This is a genomic window from Rhodobacter capsulatus SB 1003 (assembly GCF_000021865.1).
Classification (GTDB): Bacteria; Pseudomonadota; Alphaproteobacteria; order Rhodobacterales; family Rhodobacteraceae; genus Rhodobacter; species Rhodobacter capsulatus_B.
This window is the reverse complement of record NC_014034.1, coordinates 2,283,660-2,301,345: the sequence shown is the minus strand read 5'-3', so window position 1 is coordinate 2,301,345 and position 17,686 is coordinate 2,283,660. Positions and strand designations below refer to the sequence as shown.

12 protein-coding genes are annotated in these 17,686 nt (G+C 69.3%); 10 read left to right on the top strand and 2 right to left on the bottom strand.

The features are described 5' to 3' along the window. Positions 1 to 43: 43 nt before the first annotated feature. Both RCAP_RS20060 and RCAP_RS10565 read right to left on the bottom strand, forming a co-directional pair. Positions 44 to 3,760: an AAA family ATPase gene (locus RCAP_RS20060; protein ID WP_013067843.1), complete on the bottom strand. Its 3,717-nt coding sequence runs from the start codon at positions 3,758 to 3,760 to the stop codon at positions 44 to 46. A gap of 4 nt (positions 3,761 to 3,764) precedes the next feature. After that, positions 3,765 to 4,982, bottom strand: a complete 1,218-nt coding sequence (locus RCAP_RS10565; protein WP_013067842.1) for an exonuclease SbcCD subunit D — start codon at positions 4,980 to 4,982, stop codon at positions 3,765 to 3,767. Between the two features lie 296 nt (positions 4,983 to 5,278). Here RCAP_RS10565 and RCAP_RS10560 point away from each other — a divergent pair, with 296 nt between their 5' ends. The 10 genes from RCAP_RS10560 to RCAP_RS10515 all read left to right on the top strand — a co-directional run bounded on the left by RCAP_RS10560 (position 5,279) and on the right by RCAP_RS10515 (position 17,681). Next, positions 5,279 to 8,167: a monovalent cation/H+ antiporter subunit A gene (locus RCAP_RS10560; RefSeq protein WP_013067841.1), complete on the top strand. Its 2,889-nt coding sequence runs from the start codon at positions 5,279 to 5,281 to the stop codon at positions 8,165 to 8,167. Beyond that, on the top strand, positions 8,167 to 8,511 hold the full coding sequence (locus RCAP_RS10555) for a Na+/H+ antiporter subunit C (RefSeq protein WP_013067840.1): 345 nt from the start codon (positions 8,167 to 8,169) through the stop codon (positions 8,509 to 8,511). The genes RCAP_RS10560 and RCAP_RS10555 overlap by 1 nt, the downstream gene beginning before the upstream one ends. After that, a complete protein-coding gene (locus RCAP_RS10550) occupies positions 8,508 to 10,130 on the top strand; it encodes a monovalent cation/H+ antiporter subunit D (protein WP_013067839.1) in 1,623 nt (540 codons plus the stop codon). Before RCAP_RS10555 ends, RCAP_RS10550 begins: the two co-directional genes overlap by 4 nt. After that, positions 10,127 to 10,615 carry a Na+/H+ antiporter subunit E gene (locus RCAP_RS10545; RefSeq protein ID WP_013067838.1) on the top strand — a complete coding sequence of 163 codons (489 nt, stop codon included), beginning with the start codon at positions 10,127 to 10,129 and terminating at the stop codon, positions 10,613 to 10,615. The genes RCAP_RS10550 and RCAP_RS10545 overlap by 4 nt, the downstream gene beginning before the upstream one ends. Beyond that, complete coding sequence (locus RCAP_RS10540) at positions 10,612 to 10,890, top strand: K+/H+ antiporter subunit F (protein ID WP_013067837.1); 279 nt, start codon at positions 10,612 to 10,614, stop codon at positions 10,888 to 10,890. Before RCAP_RS10545 ends, RCAP_RS10540 begins: the two co-directional genes overlap by 4 nt. Next, positions 10,887 to 11,237, top strand: a complete 351-nt coding sequence (mnhG, locus tag RCAP_RS10535) for a monovalent cation/H(+) antiporter subunit G (RefSeq protein ID WP_013067836.1) — start codon at positions 10,887 to 10,889, stop codon at positions 11,235 to 11,237. Before RCAP_RS10540 ends, mnhG begins: the two co-directional genes overlap by 4 nt. A 300-nt stretch (positions 11,238 to 11,537) precedes the next feature. Then, positions 11,538 to 13,508, top strand: a complete 1,971-nt coding sequence (acs, locus tag RCAP_RS10530) for an acetate--CoA ligase (protein ID WP_013067835.1) — start codon at positions 11,538 to 11,540, stop codon at positions 13,506 to 13,508. A gap of 234 nt (positions 13,509 to 13,742) precedes the next feature. Beyond that, entirely contained in the window at positions 13,743 to 14,051 is a 309-nt protein-coding gene (locus RCAP_RS10525) for a DUF485 domain-containing protein (protein ID WP_013067834.1), read from the top strand. Then, on the top strand, positions 14,048 to 15,784 hold the full coding sequence (locus RCAP_RS10520) for a cation acetate symporter (RefSeq protein ID WP_013067833.1): 1,737 nt from the start codon (positions 14,048 to 14,050) through the stop codon (positions 15,782 to 15,784). The genes RCAP_RS10525 and RCAP_RS10520 overlap by 4 nt, the downstream gene beginning before the upstream one ends. Positions 15,785 to 15,854: 70 nt before the next feature. Next, entirely contained in the window at positions 15,855 to 17,681 is a 1,827-nt protein-coding gene (locus tag RCAP_RS10515; protein ID WP_013067832.1) for a DUF294 nucleotidyltransferase-like domain-containing protein, read from the top strand. The last annotated feature ends 5 nt before the right edge of the window (positions 17,682 to 17,686 follow it).

Here is a 17,686-nt window from a genome sequence, read left to right as displayed (position 1 = left end):
CGCCGCCCGCGTTTCGGCGCCGACGCATCGGCGGAAAAAAGCGTCAGACCCCGGGCCCTTCGACGCGCAGGCTCGACCGGCCGCCGCCCTCCTTGCGCACGGCGATGCGGGTGGCGATGCGGGCCTGCATCGCCTCGACATGGCTGATCACCCCGACCTGCCGCCCCTGCGATTGCAGCGTCTCGAGCGCGTCGATCGCCAGATCAAGGCTGCCCGCATCCAGCGCGCCAAAGCCCTCGTCGATGAAAAGGGTGCCCGCGAAAGTGCCCTTGCCGCCCATCTGCGAGAGTGCCAGCGCCAGCGCCAGCGAGACCAGAAATCGCTCCCCGCCCGAGAGGCTGCGGGTGGCGCGGGCGGTGTCGCCCATGTCGCGGTCCTCGACTTGCAGGCTCAGTTCGGCGGCGCGGCGCAGCCGGTAGCGCGGGTTCAGATCGGCCAGATGGCGGTTGGCATGTTCGACCAGCACATCGAGCGTGATCGCCTGCGCGATCCGCGCAAAGCGGTCGCCCGAGCGCGCGCCGATCGCCTTGTTCACCGCCTCCCAGACCTCCAGCTCGGCCCGCGCGGCTTCGGTTTCCACAGCCAGACCGGCCAGCGCCGCCCGCGTCGCCGCATCGCGCGCAAGCTCGGCCGAGAGCTGCCCGATCTCTTGCGCGCGGCGCTCGGCCTCGGCCTCGAGCGCCGCAAGACGGGCCGAAAGCGCTTCGGGGTCTTCGGCGGGATTTCCTTGATCCTCAATCTCTTGCAGGTCGGTCTTGCGCGCGCCAAGGGCCGAGCGCGCCGCCGTCACCGCATCGTCACGCCCGCGCAGATCGGCCCGCAGGCGCTCGGCCGTGCCGGGCGGCAGGGCGATGAGCGCCGCAAGCTCTGCCGCGCTCATCGCGGCGGCCTCCAGCGCGGCGGCAAGGTCGGCTTCGGCCGCGCGCTGCGCGGTGGCGGCCTCGGAGGCCGCGCGGGCGGTTTCCGCCGCGCGGGCTTCGGCCGCGGCCAGCGCCGCCTGCGCCGTGGCCAGATCGGCGGCGGCGGCCTGTTGCGCCCGTTGCGCCGCCAGCCGCTGGTCGTTGAAGCGGCTGCGATGCAGGGCGGTGGGCTGCCCGTCCAGAAGCGGCGCCCGTTCGGCGCGCAGCGCCGCCCATGCGCCGTCCCGGTCCCGCGCCGCCTGCGCCGCGCTTTGGGCCTGCGCCGTCGCCGTCTCGCTGTCCCGTCGCGCCGCGGCCAGTTGCGGGGCCAGCGCGCTCAGCGCCTCCTGCGCCGCCTGCAGCCCCGTCCGCGCCGCCCCGACCGCCGAGACCGTCGCGGCAAGCCGTTCGGCCAGCCCGGGCGCGGCCGGGTCGTCTTCGCCCGCCCGTGCCAGCGCCGGGGCCAGCGCCAGCGCCAGCCCGTCGCGCCGGGCCGCGGCCTCGGTCCGGCGGGCCTCGGCCAGGGCTGCCTCCTGCGCGGTTTCGGCCTGCTGCACGGCCAGCCGCTCGCGCGTGCCGCGATGCGCCAAAAGCGCGCGGCGCAGGCGCTCGCGGTCGCGCTCGGCCTCGGTCAGGCGGGTGCGCAGCGCCGAAATCTCGGCCTGAGCGGCGGCTTCGGCGGTTTGCAGGGCGCAAAGCCGGTCCTGCGCCGCGGCAAGGGCGGTCGGGTCCGGGGTCCCGGGCAGCGCGGGGGCCAGCGGCCGGGCCGAGACGCGCGGCTGTGTGTCGCCCCAGGCCGCGCGGGCGGCTTCGGCGCGGGTTTGGGCGCGGCGCTGATCCTCGGCCGCCTGTGTGCCGCGGGCCTCGGCCGTCGCGCGGGCGCCCTGCGCGGCGGTCAGCGCGTCGCGCGCCGCCTGTGCCGCGCCGCGGGCGGCGGCTTGATCGGCGCGCAGCCGCTCGGCCAGATGCGCCAGCCCCGCCTCGGCCGGGGTCGGATGCTCAAGCGCGCCGCAGACCGGGCAGGGGCTGCCCGCGCTCAGCTGCGCCCGCAGGCTGCGGGCGGCGTCGGAAAGCGCCAGATCGGCCTGTTCAAGCGGCGCCGTCAGCGCGGCGATCTGCGTCTCGGCGCGGTCAAGGTCTTGTTTGGCAGCGCTTTCCTGCGCCCGTGCCAAGGCGGCCTCCGTGGCGGCCGCGGTGGCCGCCCGCTGCGCCGCCGCGCCCAGAGCCGCGGCTTCGGCGCCATCGCGCAGCGCCCGGGTCAGCTCGGCCAGATCGGTTTCGATCCGCGCCAGATCGGCGGTCCGGGCGGGGGGATGCGCGGCTTCAAGCGGCGCAAGCGCCTGCTGCAGCGCCGCCGCCGCTTTCGCCAGGGCGCTGTCGGCGGCCTGATCACGGGCCTCGGCCGCGGCGGCTGCGCGGGCCTCCTGCGCCAGCGCCTGCGCCCGGTCCTGCGCCGCCTGTGCCGCGGTCGCGGCCGCGGCTTGCGCCGCGCAGGCCGCGCGATGATCGGCCAGATCGCGGCGCAGCTGCGGCCAGTCATCGGCAAGCGGCGCCTGCGCGGCAAGCTCTGCCAGCCGCGCCTCGGCGGCCTGACGCGCCTGCTGCGCTCGGGTCTCGGCCGCGGCCAGATCGGCTTCGGCACGGCGGATCCCGGCGGCGGCGCGCGCGGTCTCGGCGGCGCGGGTCCGGGCGGCTTCCGCCTCGGTCGCCGCAGTCGCGATCTGCGCATCCAGCGCGGCGGCGCGGTCCCAGATCCGGCCGAAGGCCTTGAAGGCCTCTTCCGTTTCCGTCCCCGCCGCCGTCGCCCGGGCGGCGGCATCTGCGCGTGTCGCAAGCGCCTGCGCTGCCAGGCTGCGGGAAGCCGCGGCCGCTTCGGCGCCGCTTCGGGCCGCGTCCAGACGGGCGCGGGCCTCGGCGGCGGCTTGCCAGGGCAGATGCAGCGGCGCCGCCCGCTCCAGCCGGTCAAGCTGCGCTCGGGCCGGACCCGCTTCGGCCTGGAGCGCCTCGGCCCCGGCCAGCGCGGCGGCGGCGGCCTGCACCTGCCGGACCGCCTCTGCATGGCGGCGGTGCCGCGCCAGCGCCTCGCTCAGCCCGGCCCGTTCCGCCGTTGCCGCCGCCGTCGCCGCGGTCCGGGCGGCGATCTCTTCGGTCAGCGCCGCGCGGGCCGCGTCGTCCAGCAGCCGATGCTCGGCCGCGCGGGCCAGAAGCTGCGCATGTTCCGCCCGGGCCATCTCGGTGCGTTCATAGACCCGGATCGAGACCGCCCGGTAAAGCCCTGTTCCGGTGACCTTTTCCAGAAGCGTCGCGCGTTCCCCGGTGTCGGCGCGCAAGAAGGCGTCGAAATCGCCCTGCGCCAGAAGGACGGTGCGGCGGAATTCCTCGTAGGACAGGCCGGTCAGCGCCGCGACCTGTTCGCTGACCGCCTGGGTCTGCGCCGCCAGAACCTGCCCGTCCTCGGCCCGGGCCAGGCTGCGCGCCACCGTTTGCAGCTTGCCCTCGACCTTGTCGCGGGCCCGCCGCGCCTGCCAGCGCGCGATATACTCGAGCCCGTCGCGGCCGGCGAACCGCACCTCGGCCCAGCCCGTCGCCGCGCCCCGCCGCAAGATCGCGCGGCTGTCGGCGGCGCTGATCTCCTCGCCCGCGGCATCGGGCACCTTGTCGGACCGCGCCCCCGCCGAAAGCCGCGGCGCATCGCCGTAAAGCGCGAGGCACATTGCATCGAGGATCGAGGATTTGCCCGCCCCGGTTTCCCCGGTGATCGCGAAAAGCCCCGCGCCCGCCAGCGGCGCGGTGGTGAAATCGATGCGGAAGGGCGCCGCGAGGCTGGCGATGTTCTGCCCGGAAATCGACAGGATGCGCATGGGCTCAGACCTCGGACAGCGCGTCGCGGAAGGCGCTCAGATGGCGGGTCTCGGGCTCGGTGCCGTGCAGATCGCGAAAGGCCGCGGCAAACAGCGCCTCGGGCGTGGTCCGGGTCAGATCCTGCGGCGGGGCGGCCGCGGGGCGGGCGGTTTCGGGGCGGGTGATCGTCAGCCCGGCCAGCCGCAGGGGCAACGCCTCGAGCGCGGCATCAAGGGCCGCGGTGATCTCGGTCACCGGGCGGTCGGCCCGCAGCGCGAGATAGAGGAAGGGGCCCTCGGCGCGGGGGCGGTCGGGCAGGGCGAGCCGGTCGAGCGCGGCGAGGATCTCGGGCAGGGGGGCGGTTCCCTGCGCGGGCAGGCGCAGCATCGGCACCGGACGCGGCAGCGGGATATGGCGCGGCGCGGCGCCGCCTGCCAGATCAAGCAGCGTGACGCCGTGGTCATAGCCGATCTCGCTGGCCGAAAGCGGAAAGGGCGCGCCGGAATAGCGCACCCGCCCGCCGTCGAGCGATTGCGGCCTGTGCAGGTGACCGAGCGCGACATGGGCCAGCGCGGGGGGAAAGACATCGGGGGGCACGGCATGATCGCCGCCGATCAGGATGCGCCGCTCGGCGCCCGCGCTTTCCAGCCCGCCCGCGCAGGTCAGATGCGCCATCGCGATCAGCGGCAGCGTGCCCGCGATCGCTGCGGCGCGCGCGACCGTCTCGGCCAGCAGCGCCCGCAGCGCGGCGGTGACGGCGCCCTCGGTCCCCTCCTCGGCGCCCAGGCGCAGCCCCGGCAGATCGGCCTGACGCAGGAAGGGCAGCGCCAGAACCTGCGCGCGGATCTGCCCGGCCCGGTCGCGCAGCGGGATCAGATGGCGGTCAAGATCCATCCCCCCGGGGCCGCGGCTCAGCGTGCCAAGGACATGCACGCCCAGCTCGCGCAGCACCGCCTCGGGGGCTTCCAGCCGCTGCGCCGGGTCGTGATTGCCCGATGTCAGCACGATCTGCAGCCGCGGATTGGCCCGGACATAGCCCGCCAGCGCCGCGTAAAGCAGCCGCTGCGCCTCGCCCGAGGGGTTGAGCCCGTCAAACACATCCCCCGCCACCAGCAGCGCATCCACCTGTTCCGCCAGCAGGATTTCGCCCAGATCGGCCAGGAAGGCGCGGTGCTCGGCCTCGCGCGACCAGCCGTTCAGGGTCTGTCCGATATGCCAGTCGGCGGTGTGCAGGATGCGCATGGGGCTTTCGCGGTTGCGGTCGGGAACGGGGTGGGTTGGAGGGGGCAGGCGGGCCGGAACGGCGCCAGATTAGACCGCGCCGCCGCCAAGGGCCACCCGAAACGACCGCGCGGGCCGCGGGGCAAAAACGCAAGGCATCGTCTTGAAATGGCGTAAACAACCCCTTTATGAGACAGATATGCCCTGCCAACGTCCGGGGCCCGGCCCCGCGGCAGCCTGCTTGCGCGGACCGCCGGGGCCGGTGTCGCGACGGGCTCCTCCATGATTTCAAACCCGGAAAGGACAGCTGCGGGCGCATGATCGAAGAGAACCTGCTGCTGATCCTTGTGGCGCTGCCCTTTGCGGCGGCTTTGGCGACAAGCACGATGTCGCCGCGCGCGCATGACGCGGCGGCCTGGGTGTCGGGGCTGTTTCTGGCGGCGGGGGGCGTCGTGCTGGCGCTGTTGCACGGGGCGATCGGCGCGGGGCAGGTGGTGCGCGGCCAGATCGGCTGGGTGCCCGCGCTCGGGCTGGATCTGAGCTTCCGCATGGACGGTTTCGTCTGGCTCTTCGTCTCGCTGATCTTCGGCATCGGCAGTCTGGTGCTGATCTATGCGCGCTACTACCTGTCGAAAACCGATCCGGTGCCGCGGTTTTACGCCTTTCTGATGGCCTTCACCGGGGCCATGGTCGGCGTGGTGCTGTCGGGCAACATCCTGATGCTGGTGGTGTTCTGGGAGCTGACCTCGATCCTGTCCTTCCTCTTGATCGGCTATTGGCATCAGGGGCAGGCGGCGCGGGACGGGGCACGGATGGCGCTGATCGTCACCGGGGCGGGGGGGCTGTGCCTGCTGCTGGCGATGATCCTTCTGGGGCAGATCGTCGGCAGCCATGATCTGGACCGGGTTCTGGCTTCGGGCGATCTGGTGCGGGCGCATCCGCTTTATCCGCTGGTGCTGGGGCTGTTTCTGATCGGCTGTTTCACCAAATCGGCGCAGATGCCGTTTCATTTCTGGCTGCCCGGCGCGATGGCGGCGCCGACGCCGGTCTCGGCCTTTCTGCATTCGGCGACGATGGTGAAGGCGGGGGTGTTCCTGCTCGTGCGCTTCTCGCCGGTGCTGGGGCAGACCGATCTGTGGTTCCATCTGGTCACCGGGACCGGCATGGCAACCCTGGTCCTGGGCGCGTTCCTTGCGATCTTTCGACATGATCTCAAGGGGTTGCTGGCCTATTCGACGATCAGCCACCTGGGGCTGATCACCGCGCTGGCGGGGATCGGCAGCGATGGCGCCATTCTGGCGGCGATCTTTCATCTGCTCAATCACGCCGTCTTCAAGGCCTCGCTGTTCATGGCGGCGGGGATCATCGACCACGAGACCGGCACCCGCGACATGCGCCGTCTGGGCGGGCTGCGCCACGCGATGCCGGTGACGGCAAGCCTGGCCATCGTCGCCTCGGCTGCGATGGCGGGGGTGCCGCTGCTCAACGGCTTTTTGTCCAAGGAGATGTTCTTTGCCGCCGCGGCGGATTGGAACAACGGCAGCTGGCTGGACAATGCGCTGCCCTATTGGGCGGTGCTGGCGGGGGCCTTTTCCGTCGCCTATTCGCTGCGTTTCATCGCCAGCGTCTTCTTTGGCCCCGTCGCCACCGACCTGCCGCGCAGCCCGCACGAGCCGCCCGCGCTGATGCGCCGCCCGGTCGAGGCGCTGGTGCTGATCTGTCTTCTTGTCGGCATCCTGCCCGGTCTGACGCTAGGCCCGGTGCTGCATCTGGCGGCGGTTTCGGTGCTGGGGCCGGATCTGCCCTATACCGACATCGCGCTGTGGCACGGGCTGACGCTGCCGCTCGCGATGAGCTGCGTCGCGCTGGTGGCGGGGGTGGGGCTGCATGCGCTGTTTCACGCCGCGATCGCGCGCGGGCCCGAGGGGCCGCCGCTCTTGCACCGGCTGCGGGCGCAGAAGCTTTTCGAGCGCACGATGTTCCTTTTGACCTGGACCTTGCCGCGGCTGGGGCTGCGGCTTTTCGGGACGGAACGGCTGCAACCGCAGCTGCGGCTGATCGTGCTTCTGGCGCTGGCGGCGGCGGCGGTGCCGCTCTGGGGCGTGCTGGCGCCCGCGGCAGATCCGCTTTCGGTGCCGCTGAACCCGGCCTTTGCGGCGATGTGGGCGGCGGGGGCGGCCTGTGCCCTGGGGGCGGCGGCGCTGGCGAAATACCACCGCTTCGCCGCGGTGATCCTGCTTGGCGGTGCGGGGGCGGTGACCTGCCTGACCTTTGCCTGGCTGTCGGCGCCCGATCTGGCGGTGACGCAGCTGCTGGTCGAGATCGTCACCACCGTGCTGTTGCTGCTGGGCCTGCGCTGGCTGCCGAAACGGCGCGAGGAAATCGCCGCCGATCGGCTTTTGCCCGCACGGCTGCGCCGGGCGCGCGATTTCGTCATCGCGGGGACCGTCGGCATCGGTCTGGCCGCCGTCGCCCATGTGATGATGACCTGGCCGCTGATCCCCAATGTCGGCGACTGGTTCCTGCGCAACGCCTATCACGAGGGCGGCGGCACCAATGTCGTCAACGTGATCCTGGTGGATTTCCGCGCCTTCGACACCTTTGGCGAAATCACCGTTCTGGCGATCGTCGGCATCACCGTCTTTGCGCTGCTGCGCCGCTTCCGCCCCGCGCCCGAAAGCACCACCCGCACCGAGGAAGAGGCCGGGCTGCGCGATCCGACGCTGGCGCATGCGCTTTTGGTGCCCTCGGTGATCATGCGCTGGATGTTCCCGGTGCTGATCGTGCTGGCGGCGATCCTGTTCTTTCGCGGCCATGACCTGCCGGGCGGCGGCTTTTCCGCCGGGGTGACGGTGTCGATCGCGATTTTGCTGCAATATCTGGGCCATGACCTGCGCTGGGTCGAGGCGCGGCTGACCGTGCTGCCGATCCGCTGGATGGGGGTGGGGCTGTTGATCGCGGGGGGCACGGGGCTGGGCGCCTTTGTCTTCGGCCATCCGTTCCTGACCGCGCATGCGCGGTATGTCGATCTGCCGCTGATCGGGCAGGTTCCGGCGGCGACGGCGCTGATCTTCGATGCCGGGGTCTTTGCGCTGGTGCTGGGGGTGACCGTGCTGATGCTGATTGCGCTCGCGCACCAGTCGCTGCGCATCGCCCGCCTGCGCGAGCGTGACCGCGCCGCGCAAAAGGAACGGGAGGCCGCGTGATGGAAATCGTTCTTTCTGCCGCGATCGGGATTCTGGCCGCCTCGGGGGTCTGGCTGCTGCTGCGCCCGCGCACGTTTCAGGTGATCGTCGGACTTTGCCTTTTGTCCTATGCGGTCAATCTGTTCATCTTCGCGATGGGGCGGCTGATGGTGGGGGTGCCGCCGATCATGCCGCGCGGCGGGTTCATCGATCCGACCGCCTATGCCGATCCGCTGCCGCAGGCGCTGGTCCTGACGGCGATCGTCATCGGCTTTGCCGCGACGGCGCTGTTTCTGGTCGTGCTGATCGCGGCGCGGGGGCTGACCGGCAATGACCATGTCGACGGCAAGGAGCCCGAGGCATGATCCCTGCGCCCGAACATCTGATCATCGCGCCGATCCTGATCCCGTTCTTTGCCGGGGCCTTGATGCTGATCTATGACGACCGGCAGCGCCGCGCGAAACTGGCGATCAGCCTGGTCTCGGCCTTCGCGACGCTGGTCTGCGCGCTCGAGCTTTTGTCGCGGGCCAAGGCGCAGGGGCCGGGCGGGGCCGAGGCGGGGCTTTACCGGCTGGGCGACTGGGTCGCGCCCTGGGGCATCGTTTTGGTGAACGACCGGCTTTCGGCGCTGATGCTGGTGCTGACCGGGCTGCTGGCTTTGCCCGCGCTGGTCTATGCGGCGGCGGGCTGGCACCGGCAGGGGCCGCATTTCCACAGCCTGTTCCAGTTCCTGCTGATGGGGCTGAACGGCGCCTTTCTGACCGGCGATCTGTTCAACCTCTTCGTCTTCTTCGAGCTGCTGCTGGCGGCCTCCTACGGGTTGTTGCTGCATGGCGGCGGGCAGCTGCGGGTGCGCGCGGGGCTGCATTACATCGCCGTCAACCTGACCGGATCGGCGCTGTTCCTGATCGGGGTCAGCCTGATCTACGGCGCCAGCGGCACGCTGAACATGGCGCAGCTGGCGGGGCTTGTGCCCGATCTGCCCGAGGGGCGGCGGGCGCTGTTTCAGGCCGGGGCGGCGCTGATGGGGCTCGCCTTTCTAATCAAGGCCGGGATCTGGCCTTTGTCCTTCTGGCTGCCCACCGCCTATATGGCCAGCGCCGCGCCGGTGGCGGCGATCTTCGCGATCATGACCAAGGTCGGCGTCTATGTGATCTTGCGGCTCTCCTTTCTGCTGTTTGGCGCGGGGGCGGGGGCCTCGGCGGGCTTTGGCGCCCCGGTGCTGATCGCGGGCGGCATGGCGACGATCCTCTTTGGCGTCATCGGCATTCTGGCGGCGCAGGGGCTGGGCCGGATCGCGGCGCATCTGGTGCTGGTCTCCTCGGGCACGATCCTGACCGCGGCGGGGGTCGTGCTGGCGGGGGCGGACGGCGCGATCCTGGCGGCGGCGCTGTTTTACCTGCTCAATTCGACCCTTGCGACCAGCGCGCTGTTCCTGCTGATCGAGCCGATGAGCCGCGAGGAGGGGGGCATTGCCGGGCTTCTGGCGCTGACCGCCGATGCCTACGGTCTTGACGAGCGCGAGGAAGAGGCCGCGCCCGGGGCCGGGCTGGCGATCCCGGGCACGCTGACGGTGCTGGGCCTGTCCTTTGGCGCCTGTGCGCTGGCGCTGGCGGGGCTGCCGCCGCTGGCGGGGTTTCTGGGCAAGCTCGGGATGTTGCAGGGGCTTCTGGCGGCGGGCCCGGCAAGCGCTGCGCTGCACTGGATCTTTGCGGCGCTGCTGCTGGGCGCGGGGCTGGCGACGTTGATCGGTCTGGTGCGGGTCGGCGTGCAAAGCTTCTGGGCCGCCGATGCGCCGCCGCCGCGGGTGCTGGCGCTGGAAATCGCCCCGGTGGTGGCGCTGATCGGGCTTATGGTGCTGCTCTCGCTCAAGGCCGCCCCGGTGCTGGGCTACATGCAGCAGACCGCCCGCGCGCTGGTGCCGCCGCAGTCCGTCGTCGTGCCCGCCGTCGCCCCCGTGACCGCGCCGGAGGTGGCGCCATGACCCGGCTGTTTCCCCATCCGCTGCTGACCCTTGCCCTGACGCTGATGTGGCTCATGCTGACGCGGTTTTCGCTCGGCCATCTGCTCTTGGGCGCGGCGGTCGCCATTCTGGCCGGTCTGGCCTTTGCCCGGCTCGAGCCGGAACCGCCGCGGCTGCGCGCGATCTGGCCGCTGATCCGTCTGGCCGCGGTGGTCTCGGTCGATATCCTGCGCTCGAACTGGGCGGTGGCGCGGCGGATGCTGCACGATGGCGGGCGGTGCCCGCGCCGCTCGGGCTTCGTCGCGATCCCGCTGCGGCTGCGCGATCCGGTGGCGCTGGCGCTGCTGGCGCTGGTCGTCGCCGCCACGCCGGGCACCGCCTGGATCGAGTATGACCCGGCAACCGGGGTGCTGGTCCTGCATGTCTTCGATCTGCACGACGCAGAGACCCTGCGCGCCGAGATCCGCGCGCGTTACGAATCCCGGCTGCTGGAGGCTTTCGGATGACCCCCCTGCTTGCATTTGCGCTGACCTATGCCCAATTCGCCCTGGCGCTGGCGGCCTGTCTGGCGGCGCTGCGGATCCTGCTGGGGCCGCGGGCGCAGGATCGGGTTCTGGCGCTCGAGGCGCTTTATGTCGCGACGATGCTGCTTTTCATCGTGACCGGGATGCGGATGGGCACGCCCTTCCTGTTCGAGGCGGCGCTGGTGATCGCGGTGGCGGGCTTTGTCAGCACCGTCTCGGCGGCGAAATTCCTGCTGCGCGGCGAGGTGATCGAATGAGCGCGCCCGAAAGCCTGCCGTGGTGGATCGCGGCTCCGGTGGCGGCCTTCCTGCTGCTCGGCTCGACGCTGACGCTGCTGGGGGCGGTGGGGCTGGTGCGGCTGAAAAGCTTTTACGACCGGCTGCATGCGCCCGCGCTTGGCACCAGCTGGGGGGCGGCGGCGATCCTGATCGCCTCGCTTCTGTCCTGGTCCTGGCTGCAGGACCGGGTCTTCATCCACGAGCTGGTGATCGGCATCTGCGTGATGGCGACGACGCCGGTGACGATGATGCTGCTCGGCCGCGCCGCGTTGCACCGCGACCGCCAGGATGCGCCGCCGCCCCCCCGCGATCCGGCACAGGACTAGGGTCCTGTCCCCCCCGGCGCCGGTCTGACGGAAGGGTCTGCAACCTGGGCGTGTTTTTCGGGCAGGCCCGGCGGCGGCCGGGGCGGGCCTGCGATCGGCGCAAGATGCCTCAGGCGCTGAATCGCCTTGATATTTAATTTACAGGCCGGATCTGGTTTCCGTAAATTCGTTTACATTTTTGTCATGGCAAAAAAAGGGTTTACGGGAAGATACACAATCAGTTTACAATGCCTCTCGGGAGAGCTGCCGCGGATGTGCCGCGGCATCTGGTGGCCTTGGTCGCCGACACAGGAGGATTTCATGGGAGTTCAAGGACAACCCTCGGTCGCACCGGCGCTTCGGGAGGTTCCGGCGGGGTTTGAGACTGCGCATGCGAATGGCGCGAAATATCTCGAGATGTATCGGGAATCGCTCGAGAATCCGGATGCGTTCTGGGGGCGCGAGGGCAAGCGGCTCGACTGGATCACGCCCTATACCAAGGTGAAGAATACCGATTTCACCTTCGGCAAGGTCTCGATCAAATGGTTCGAGGATGGGGTGCTGAACGCGTCCGTGAACTGCATCGACCGGCATCTGCGCGACCGCGCGCTGCAAACCGCGATCATCTTCGAGCCCGATGACCCGAAGGAACCGGCCCGCCACATCACCTACAAGGAGCTCTCCGAAAAGGTGAACCGGATGGCGAATGTGCTGCTGTCCCAGGGCATCATGCGCGGCGACCGGGTGGTGATCTATCTGCCGATGATCCCGGAGGCGGCCTATGCGATGCTGGCCTGCGCCCGGATCGGCGCGATCCATTCCATTGTTTTCGCGGGCTTTTCGCCCGATGCGCTGGCGAACCGGATCAATGATTGCGGCGCCAAACTGGTGATCACCGCCGACACCGCGCCGCGCGGCGGGCGGCGCACGCCGCTGAAAGCGAACACCGATGCGGCGCTCTTGCACTGCTCGGACAAGGTGCGCTGCCTGGTGGTCAAGCACACCGGCGATCAGATCAGCTGGGTGCATGGCCGCGATGTCGACCTTTTGTACCTGATGGAGCACGTCAGCCCGGAATGCCCGCCCCGCCCGATGAATGCGGAAGATCCGCTCTTCATCCTCTACACCTCGGGCTCGACCGGCAAACCCAAAGGCGTCGTGCATACGACCGGCGGCTACCTCGTCTATGCCGCGATGACGCACCAATACACGTTTGATTACAAGGACGGCGACGTGTTCTGGTGCACCGCCGATGTGGGCTGGGTGACGGGGCACAGCTACATCATCTACGGGCCCTTGGCGAATGGCGCGACGACCTTGATGTTCGAGGGCGTGCCGACCTTCCCCGATGCGGGGCGGTTCTGGGCGGTGTGCGAAAAGCACAAGGTCAATCAGTTCTACACCGCGCCGACGGCGATCCGCGCGCTGATGGGTCAGGGCCCGGAATGGGTTGAGAAATATGACCTTTCCTCGCTTCGGGTGCTGGGGTCTGTGGGCGAGCCGATCAACCCCGAGGCCTGGGTCTGGTACGACAAATATGTCGGAAAAGGGAAATGTCCGATCGTCGACACCTTCTGGCAGACCGAGACCGGCGGGCACATGATCACGCCCTTGCCCGGCGCGACACCGACGAAACCGGGCTCGGCGACGAACCCGTTCTTTGGCGTCAAGCCGGTGGTGCTGGACCCGCAGACCGCGGTGCGGATCGGCGAGGTCGAATGCGAGGGGGTGCTCTGCATTTCCGACAGCTGGCCCGGGCAGATGCGGACGGTCTGGGGCGATCACGACCGCTTCCAGGAGACCTATTTCGGCCAGTATCGCGGCTATTACTTCACCGGCGACGGCTGTCGGCGCGACAAGGACGGCTATTACTGGATCACCGGCCGGGTCGATGACGTGATCAACGTCTCGGGGCACCGGATGGGCACGGCCGAGGTGGAATCGGCGCTCGTCGCGCATCCGCAGGTGGCCGAGGCGGCGGTGGTGGGCTATCCGCATGACATCAAGGGCCAGGGCATCTACGCCTATGTGACCCTGATGAACGGGATCGAGCCCAGCGAGGATCTGCGCAAGGATCTGGTCAAGTGGGTGCGCACCGAGATCGGTCCGATCGCCTCGCCCGATCTGATCCAATGGGCGCCGGGCCTGCCGAAGACGCGCTCGGGCAAGATCATGCGCCGGATCCTGCGCAAGATCGCCGAGAACGACTATGGCGCGCTTGGCGACATCTCGACGCTGGCCGATCCGGGCGTGGTGCAGGAGCTGATCGACAACCGGATGAACCGGGCCTGACCGGAGGCGGGGGGCGCCGCCCCCCGACTTGCCCGCGCCACCTCTCCCCCCGGGAGATTTGCGCCAGGGTGAACGGGCAAAAGTCTGTGCTTTTTCCTGGCGCAACTACGCCACGGGGGTGCGGGGGTGTGAAACCCCCGCCGCTACGGGCGGGTCAAGAGCAACGGCCGGGGCAACACGGCCAAACCGCGCCGCGCAAGCCGGAGCGGACGACTTCAACGAGGAGGAAAACACATGCAAGACACGATGCTGGAACGCATCGCCAGGAGCCCGGCCTACCACGCGCTGAAGACAAAGCGCTTGCGGTTCGGCTGGCTGCTCACCATCGCGATGCTGCTGGTCTATTACGGCTTCATCACCGTCATCGCCTTTCGCAAGGACCTTCTGGCCGTGCCGATGGGCGAGGGGGTGATGACCTGGGGGATCCCGGTCGGCTTCGGGGTGATCCTGTTCACCATCGTGGTGACGGCGATCTACGTCTTCCGCGCCAACAGCGACTATGACGAGCTGACCGCCCAGGTGAAGCGCGAGGTGCTGAAATGAGCCCGGTCACGACCTTCACCCGCCTTGCGGCGGTCTCGGCGCTGAGCCTGACGCCCGGCCTTGCCCTTGCGGCGGGCGCGATCGAGGGGGCGGTGCAAAAGCAGCCCACGAACTGGACCGCGATCGCGATGTTCGGCTTTTTCGTGGTGGCGACGCTGTTCATCACGAAATGGGCGGCCGGGCGGACGAAATCGGCGGCCGATTTCTACACCGCGGGCGGCGGCATCACCGGCTTTCAGAACGGGCTGGCGATCGCGGGCGATTACATGTCGGCGGCGTCCTTTCTGGGGATTTCGGCGGCGGTGATGCTGCAGGGCTATGACGGGCTGATCTATTCGATCGGCTTTCTGGTCGGCTGGCCGATCCTGACCTTCCTGATGGCCGAGCGGCTGCGCAACCTTGGCAAGTTCACCTTCGCCGATGTGGCGGCCTTCCCGTTCGCGCAGACGCCGGTGCGGGTCTTTGCGGCGATGTCGACGCTGGTCGTCGTGGCCTTTTACCTGATCGCCCAGATGGTGGGCGCGGGGCAGCTGATCAAGCTGCTGTTCGGGCTGGAATATCTTTATGCGGTGATCGTCGTCGGCATCCTGATGATGGTCTATGTGCTGTTTGGCGGCATGACCGCGACGACCTGGGTGCAGATCATCAAGGCCTGTCTGCTGCTGGGCGGGGCCAGCTTCATGGCGCTGATGGTGATGGTGCATTACGGCTTCAGCCTGGAAAGCCTGTTTGCGGACTCGGTCAAGGTGAAGACCGATCTGGCGCTGGCGGCGGGCAAGACCCCCGAGGAGGCGGCGGCTGCGGGGATCTCGATCATGGGGCCGGGCACCTTCGTGAAAGACCCGATCTCGGCGATTTCCTTCGGCATGGCGCTGATGTTCGGCACCGCCGGTCTGCCGCATATCCTGATGCGCTTCTTCACCGTGCCTTCGGCCAAGGAAGCGCGCAAGTCGGTGATGTGGGCGACGGTCTGGATCGGCTATTTCTACATGCTGACCTTCATCATCGGCTTTGGCGCCATCGTCTATGTCCTGACCAACCCGGGTCTGGTCAGCTATGATGCCAAGGGCGCGCTGACGCTGGTGGGCGGCAACAACATGGCGGCGATCCATCTGGCGCAGGCGGTGGGCGGCAACATCTTCCTCGGCTTCATCTCGGCGGTGGCCTTTGCCACGATCCTGGCCGTGGTCGCCGGTCTGACGCTCTCGGGCGCCTCGGCGGTGTCGCATGACCTTTATTCGACCGTGTTCAAGAACGGCAAGGCCGACAGCGCCTCGGAGCTGCGGGTCTCGCGCATCACCACGATCTGCCTTGGCATCGTCGCGGTGGTTCTGGGTCTGGCGTTTGAAAAGCAGAACATCGCCTTCATGGTGTCGCTGGCCTTTGCCATCGCCGCTTCGGCGAACTTCCCGGTGCTCTTCATGTCGCTTCTGTGGAAGGGCATGACGACGCGCGGCGCGGTGATCGGCGGTTCCCTCGGGCTGATCAGCTCGGTGGCGCTGACCGTGATCTCGCCCTCGGTCTGGGAGGCCACGCTCGGCTTTGAAAAGGGCTCGGCGCCCTTCCCCTATACCTCGCCCGCGCTCTTCTCGATGGTGCTGGGCTTTGCGGGGATCTGGCTCTTTTCGATCACCGACAAGAGCCGGCGCGGCGATCAGGACCGGGACGGCTATCTGGCGCAGGAGATCCGTTCGGAAACCGGCATCGGCGCCGCCGAAGCCTCGGCGCATTGATCCGGCGGCGGGCGGGGTCCTCCCCGCCCGTTCCCCCGCCTTCACGGGCCCCGCCTGCACAGGAGAGATCATGGAACCCGACCGTCAGGCCGTCCTTGCCTTTCTGGAAACCGTCCATCCCTATGATACCCTGCCGCGTGACGAGCTGGCCGAGGTGGCCCGTTCCTTTCGCCGCATGGAATTTTGCGCCCAGGCGCTGATCTATGTGCATCAGACGCCCCTGGGCGGGCTTTACCTGATCAAGCAGGGCGCGGTGGAAATCACCGACGGCAATGGCGGGCTGGTCTCGCTTCTGGGTCCGCGCAATTCCTTTGGCGAGCGCGGTCTTCTGCGCGACGGGCTGGCCGCGACCCAGGCGCGGGCGACGGCGCAGACGGTCTGCCTTGTGCTGCCCACCCCCAGCTTCAAGCGGCTGATCGAGACCTATCCGGCGTTCGAGCGCTTCTTCAACAGGAAGCGCGGCGAGAAGGTCTCGACCGAGATCGCGACGCAGAAAGTGGCCGATCTGATCGCGCGCAAGCCGCTTGCCTGCGCGCCCGACACCCCCGCGATCGCGGCGGCGCAGCAGATGCGCGCGGCGCATGTTTCCTCGCTCGGCGTCGTCGCGGCGGACGGGACGCTTTTGGGCATCGTCACCCAGCGCGATCTGTCGAACAAGATCCTGGCCGAGGGGCAAGCGCCCGAAACCCCGGTGGCGGCGGTGATGACGGCGGATCCGGTCAGCCTGCCGCCCACCGCGCTCGGCTCCGACATCCTGCATATCATGCTGGAGCGGCGCATCGGCCATCTGCCGATCACCGAGGCGGGGCGTTTCGTCGGCATGATCACCCAGACCGATCTGACGCGGTTTCAGGCGGTCTCGGCGGCGGTGCTCATTCGCGACGTGGTCTCGGCCGAGACCCTGGCCGAGATGGCCGCGGTCACCGCGCGGATCCCGCAGCTGCTGGTGCAGCTTGTCGGCGCGCATCACGCCCATGACGTGGTGACGCGGCTGATCACCGACATCGCCGATGCGGTGACGCGCAGGCTTCTGGTGATGGCCGAACGCGATCTCGGGCCGCCGCCGGTGCCCTATCTCTGGCTCGCCTGCGGCTCTCAGGGGCGGCAGGAACAGACTGGCGTGTCCGATCAGGACAATTGCCTGATTTTGGATGATGCGGCAAAGCCCGAAGACATGGAGTATTTCCGCGCTTTGGCGAAGATCGTCTGCGACGGGCTTGACGCCTGCGGTTACGTGCATTGCCCGGGCGAGATGATGGCCACGGCCGCGCGCTGGTGCCAGCCGCTCGGGGTCTGGCGGCGCTATTTCCACGACTGGATCGACACGCCGAACCCCGAGGCGCAGATGCTGGCCTCGGTGATGTTCGATCTGCGCCCGATCGGCGGCACTGGCGCCGATCTCTTCACCGCGCTGCAGGAAGAAACCCTGCGGCTGGCGGCGCAAAGCCCGATCTTCATCGCGCATATGCTGGGCAATGCGCTCAAGCACACGCCGCCTCTGGGCCTCTTGCGCGGCTTTGCCACGATCCGCTCGGGCGAGCACCGCAACCACATCGATCTGAAGATGAACGGGGTGGTGCCGGTGATCGATCTGGCGCGGGTGCAGGCGCTGCGCGGGCGGCTTGGTCTCGCCAATACCCGCGCCCGGCTGAAGGCCGCCGAGGAGGCCGGGACGATCGCCCCCGGCGAGGCGCGCGATCTGATCGAGGCCTATGACCTGATCGCGACGACGCGGCTGGAAAACCAGGCCCGGCTGATCCGCTCCGGGCGGGCGCCGGACAATTTCCTCGCGCCCTCGGATCTGAGCGATTTCGAACGCGCGCATCTGCGCGACGCTTTCGTGGTGGTGCGCACGATGCAATCGGCGCTGGGTCATGGCAAGGCCGTGGTGGGCTGACATGC

What these genes read in the sequence shown, in the direction of transcription:
- RCAP_RS10515 (WP_013067832.1), top strand. Translation starts at nt 15,855, where the DNA reads ATGGAACCCGACCGTCAGGCCGTCCTTGCCTTTCTGGAAACCGTCCAT.
- acs (WP_013067835.1), top strand. Translation starts at nt 11,538, where the DNA reads ATGGGAGTTCAAGGACAACCCTCGGTCGCACCGGCGCTTCGGGAGGTT.
- RCAP_RS10545 (WP_013067838.1), top strand. Translation starts at nt 10,127, where the DNA reads ATGACCCGGCTGTTTCCCCATCCGCTGCTGACCCTTGCCCTGACGCTG.
- RCAP_RS20060 (WP_013067843.1), bottom strand. Translation starts at nt 3,760, where the DNA reads ATGCGCATCCTGTCGATTTCCGGGCAGAACATCGCCAGCCTCGCGGCG.
- mnhG (WP_013067836.1), top strand. Translation starts at nt 10,887, where the DNA reads ATGAGCGCGCCCGAAAGCCTGCCGTGGTGGATCGCGGCTCCGGTGGCG.
- RCAP_RS10550 (WP_013067839.1), top strand. Translation starts at nt 8,508, where the DNA reads ATGATCCCTGCGCCCGAACATCTGATCATCGCGCCGATCCTGATCCCG.
- RCAP_RS10540 (WP_013067837.1), top strand. Translation starts at nt 10,612, where the DNA reads ATGACCCCCCTGCTTGCATTTGCGCTGACCTATGCCCAATTCGCCCTG.
- RCAP_RS10520 (WP_013067833.1), top strand. Translation starts at nt 14,048, where the DNA reads ATGAGCCCGGTCACGACCTTCACCCGCCTTGCGGCGGTCTCGGCGCTG.
- RCAP_RS10565 (WP_013067842.1), bottom strand. Translation starts at nt 4,982, where the DNA reads ATGCGCATCCTGCACACCGCCGACTGGCATATCGGACAGACCCTGAAC.
- RCAP_RS10560 (WP_013067841.1), top strand. Translation starts at nt 5,279, where the DNA reads ATGATCGAAGAGAACCTGCTGCTGATCCTTGTGGCGCTGCCCTTTGCG.
- RCAP_RS10525 (WP_013067834.1), top strand. Translation starts at nt 13,743, where the DNA reads ATGCAAGACACGATGCTGGAACGCATCGCCAGGAGCCCGGCCTACCAC.
- RCAP_RS10555 (WP_013067840.1), top strand. Translation starts at nt 8,167, where the DNA reads ATGGAAATCGTTCTTTCTGCCGCGATCGGGATTCTGGCCGCCTCGGGG.